Below are 4164 nucleotides of genomic sequence, written 5' to 3'. Positions count from 1 at the left end.
CCGGCGAACCCGCCCTTGCGCAGTGGCTCCGCGCCCCCCGGGCCTCCGCCGGGCCCGGCATCTGGCGATACGGCCATCGCCCCCGTCCCGCACCCCGCAAGGACGAGGACGGGCCTCTGCGCCGGCTGGTGTTCGGCGCGCTGGCCTCCGCGCTGCTGGGCTGGCTGCTGTGGTCGCTGCTGTGGAACGGCTACCTCGGCCGCTACTGGCTATGGCCGCTGGAGGTCCTGGGCCCCTCCGACCCGTGGGCGTTCGTGATCGTGGGCTGGGCCTACTACGGCATCTGGGCCATCGGCATCACCGTGGTCGCCGCCCGCATGGGCCGCTGGAAAGAACTCGCCCGCCGCACCCTCGTCCCCATGTGGCACAACCTCCAGGAGCAAGCCCCGCCGACCGCGCCGCCCCCGGCCGCCGACCCCGCCGTCTGGCCCGAACTCCGCACCCACGGCGCCCCGGAGGCCGCCGACACCCTGACGTCCGCCGCGCGCTTCGGCAGCATGTCCGACGTCGACGCAGCCCGGATCCGGCACGCCTGGAGCGCCGTCCGCGCCGGCCGCATCCCCGCCGCCAAGTTCACCGCAGCCGTGCGCGACCGGGGCGCCGCCGCCTACATCCACCCCTCCGGGCACCGCAACATCGCGCGCCGCACCGCCCACCACGACCTACTCACGCGACAGGTACGGATCGGCACCGCCGTCGACAACGACCGCACCCCCCACACCTACAGGGGCGCCGGCATGGCCCTGGACCCCCAGCTGCTGGGCACGTCCCTGCTGGCCGTCGGCCCGGCCGGGAGCGGCAAGACCCAACGCCTGGTCCGGCCGGTGGTAGAGGCCATGTCGCTCCAGGCCCTGGCCGGACAATGCGCCCTGGTGGCCGTCGGCCCGGCTGGTGCTGCACTCGGCCCCGACGACGCCTTCGACGTCATCGTCCGACCCGGCGCCGCCGACTCCGACCACGACCTCGACCTCTACGGCGGCACCACTGACCCCGACGAAGCCGCCGCCACCCTCGCCGAAGCCCTCGTTGGCGACATGGACGGCGTCGACACCCGGCGCGCAGCAACCGCCCTGGCGCAGCTGCTCGGCCCCTTCCGTGTCGTCCACGGCCGGTTCCCCACCGTCCCGGAGTTGCGGGAGTTGCTGGACGGCGCCGCACCGGCGCTCGGTGCCCTCCGCGACGCACTGACCGACAGGGACGGCCCGGCCGCCGCCTCCGCCCTCCGCGAGCTGGACGTCCGCGCACGCCAGGCCGGCCGAGCCGGCGACGTCGCAGAACCTCTGACGGACCGCATCGCACGGCTGGACCGCCCCGCCTTCGCCACGTTCTTCCAGCCCACGGACACCGCCCGGCAGGTCTCCCTGCGGGCGCTGGATCGCCCGCTGCGCGTCCGGATCGACCTCCCGGACCGTGGGCACGTCGAAGCGTCCCGGATCCTGGCGCGGCTGATCCTGGCGCAGTTCACCGAATGCGCCGCTGCCCGCGCCGACCGGTCCCTGTTCGCCTGCCTGGTCATCGCCGACGCATCCCAGATCATCACCGCGGAGGCCCTACGCGGCATCCAGCGCCTGCGCTCGGCCAACGCCGGCGCCGTGCTCACCCTGCGGTCGTTGGAGGACGTCCCCACAGATCTGCGCGGGGCGCTGCTCGGTGCGGTGGGCTGCCGTATGGCGTTCGCGGGCGTCACCACCTGGGACGGCGCGCCGTTCGCCGAAGTGTGGGGCAAGGAATGGGTAGAGACGCGCGATGTGACCGACCGGCAGATCATCGCGCACTCCGCCGGCGGTAAGGCTTTGAACAGCCTCCGCACCGTGGTGTCCGGCAAGGCACCCACCTCCCAGGCAGTCACCGTCCGGCAGGTTGAACGCGAACGCTGGTCGGCGTCGGATCTCGCCCACGCCGTCCCGGCCGGCCACGCTGTGCTGTCCGTCGCCTCCGTGACGGGGGACAGCGCCCCGCCCGTACTGGTGGACCTCCGCACCGCACCAGGAAGGTGACAGCGATGACGAAGGCCCCGTCCAACGGACGGGGCCTTCGTCGTGCTCGGGGTCATGGTCTGGGAGTGGGGGAGCGTTGGGGTAGCTCAGCGTTCCGCCCGACGTACCACTCCATGAAGCGCCGCAACTCCGAGGAACGGTCGGTGTGTTGGCGCTGTGTGGCCTCATCGAAGGCCGCCCACAGGTCATTGGGGATGCCGCGGAGTCCGCGCACCGGGTGCTTGTGCTGATTGGCCATAAATGCATTGTGACAGGTGGTTGACCACCCTGGCTAGCGCCTGCCATAGTAAAGGTGGTCAACCACCCGTGAGCAGGGGAGACACGTGGAACACACCGAACGGAACTGGACCGACGCACTCGCCAACGTCGGCGGCGAGATCACCAAAGCCGACAGCAAAGCGGGGTCAATCCTCACTCTCGACGGCCTGCTGGTCGCCGCACTCGGCCTCATGAACCGGGACGTCAACGGAGCCACCCTCGCACTCGAAGCGATCGGCGCCGTCGCCCTGGCCGCCTCCGTACTCCTGGCACTGCTGGTCATCCGCCCCCGCCTGGCCACACCCGGCACCAGCGGGACCCATGACGGGGCCAGCTTCATCGCCTGGAAGAACGCCACCCCGGAGCAGATCGAAGCGGCCATGCACGAGGACCGCCGCGCCACCCGCGTGCAGACCGCCAGCCGCATCGCCTACCGCAAGATGCGAGTCCAACGGTGGGCCGGAGACTGCGCGTTCATCGCCACCGCAGCAATCGCCGTAGCCGCCATCCTGAGCCACTGAAAACCCGCGAGGAGAACCCCATGGACGACACCACCAAAGCCGCTCTACAGGCGTTCTACCGCCTCTGGAAGGTCACTCAGGCCGCCGCCGGCGACCCCCACCACCCCGCCGCCGAAGAGAGCCTGAGCAACGCCGCACACGACGCCAACACCAAGCTTCGGGCAGCCGGACTGCTGGGCGACGAACAGCGCCTCGTCCGCCTGATGCGCGACGCCTTCCCCGACTACGACCCCACCGTCTGAAGCACGACACACAAACGCCCCGGGCAAGTGTGGCTGCACTGCCCGGGGCCGGACCACCCCGACGAGACCGAAGGGACTGATCACCATGGAGCCTACCCGCCCGCCCCTCCCGGCGATGCCGACGGTATGGGTCGCCACCTCCGACGGCTTGATCGTTATCGACACCATCGCGGTAGCCCGAGCAATGGCCGGCAACCGCCACGGCTGGAACCTCACAAGGGACGAAACCCACTACACCGCGCGGCTGATGCTCGAACGCGGCGACGTCCCCTACTCGACCGTCGCGGAACGCATCGGCGTCTCATGCGACACCCTCCGCAAGTGGTTCCCCTCCAGCGTCCCGCCGGCACGCCCGACCCAGCCGCGCCCGTCAAAGGTCCTCTGCGGCACGGTGGGTGGCTACCGGAAGCACCGCCGGACCGGAACAAACCCCTGCCAGCGATGCAAGGCCGCCTACACGGAAGCGGACCGGCACTACCGCCGAACCGGCACCTACCGCGGGGCTCCGGAGTACACGACAGGGACGGCGGCATGACCACCCTCTGACCCTCGCCCAGCCGCACACGCGCCCCGCCGACCGACGGCGCGCCCCCACCAGCACCATCATCCGAAAGGGAACACCACATGTGGTCGAGCATCATCGCCGTGACCGGCACATTACTGGGGTCAGCCACCACCTACGTTCTCCAGCAGCGCGCCGCCCGCGCGGAACGAGACGAAGCGCGCGCCGACGACCTCCGAGACCGCCAACTGGCCGCCATCGCCGCTCTGGTGGCAGCCCTGGCCGACCACCGCCGGGCCATGTGGGTCCGCGAAGACCTGGCCCTCTCCGGCGCCGACACCGACGCGTACAACAAGGCCCGCACCACCAGCCACGAGACGCGCTCCGCCATCACCGTCCCGCTCCTGACCGTCACCCTGCTCATCCCCACCCTGGCCGAATCCGCCAAGGACGCTGCCCAGGCCACCTACGCACTGCGCGGAGCCTCCGACGACCGCACGCTCGCCGACCTCCGGGACACCGCCCTGACCGCCGTGGACCGCCTGACCACCAACGCCGCGGTCGCCCTGGCCGCCTAACCGACGGTGGGGACTGCCGCAGCCGCTGCGCGCCGACCGGCGCGCAGCGGCTTTGTGTGTGAGACC

Annotated in this window: 5 protein-coding genes; all 5 read left to right on the top strand. The window is 71.4% G+C overall.

All coding sequences use genetic code 11. From position 1 onward, the window contains the following. On the top strand, positions 1 to 1997 hold a 1997-nt coding region (locus tag AB0I03_RS26240; protein ID WP_360417273.1), incomplete at its 5' end, for an ATP-binding protein. Positions 1998 to 2320: 323 nt separating this feature from the next. Then, on the top strand, positions 2321 to 2776 hold the full coding sequence (locus AB0I03_RS26235; RefSeq protein WP_102927038.1) for a Pycsar system effector family protein: 456 nt from the start codon (positions 2321 to 2323) through the stop codon (positions 2774 to 2776). A gap of 20 nt (positions 2777 to 2796) precedes the next feature. Next, positions 2797 to 3018, top strand: a complete 222-nt coding sequence (locus AB0I03_RS26230; protein ID WP_102927037.1) for a hypothetical protein — start codon at positions 2797 to 2799, stop codon at positions 3016 to 3018. Positions 3019 to 3103: 85 nt separating this feature from the next. Next, positions 3104 to 3553, top strand: coding sequence for a hypothetical protein (locus AB0I03_RS26225; RefSeq protein ID WP_146051281.1), 450 nt, complete (start codon positions 3104 to 3106; stop codon positions 3551 to 3553). An 89-nt stretch (positions 3554 to 3642) separates the two neighbouring features. Next, entirely contained in the window at positions 3643 to 4098 is a 456-nt protein-coding gene (locus AB0I03_RS26220; RefSeq protein WP_102927035.1) for a protein kilB, read from the top strand. The last annotated feature ends 66 nt before the right edge of the window (positions 4099 to 4164 follow it).

This window comes from Glycomyces sp. NPDC021274, assembly GCF_040641195.1.
GTDB lineage: Bacteria > Actinomycetota > Actinomycetes > Mycobacteriales > Micromonosporaceae > Glycomyces.
The sequence above is the reverse complement of the archived record's forward strand: the minus strand, read 5'-3'. Positions and strand labels throughout refer to the sequence as shown.

What these genes read in the sequence shown, in the direction of transcription:
- AB0I03_RS26220 (WP_102927035.1), top strand. Translation starts at nt 3,643, where the DNA reads ATGTGGTCGAGCATCATCGCCGTGACCGGCACATTACTGGGGTCAGCC.
- AB0I03_RS26230 (WP_102927037.1), top strand. Translation starts at nt 2,797, where the DNA reads ATGGACGACACCACCAAAGCCGCTCTACAGGCGTTCTACCGCCTCTGG.
- AB0I03_RS26225 (WP_146051281.1), top strand. Translation starts at nt 3,104, where the DNA reads ATGGAGCCTACCCGCCCGCCCCTCCCGGCGATGCCGACGGTATGGGTC.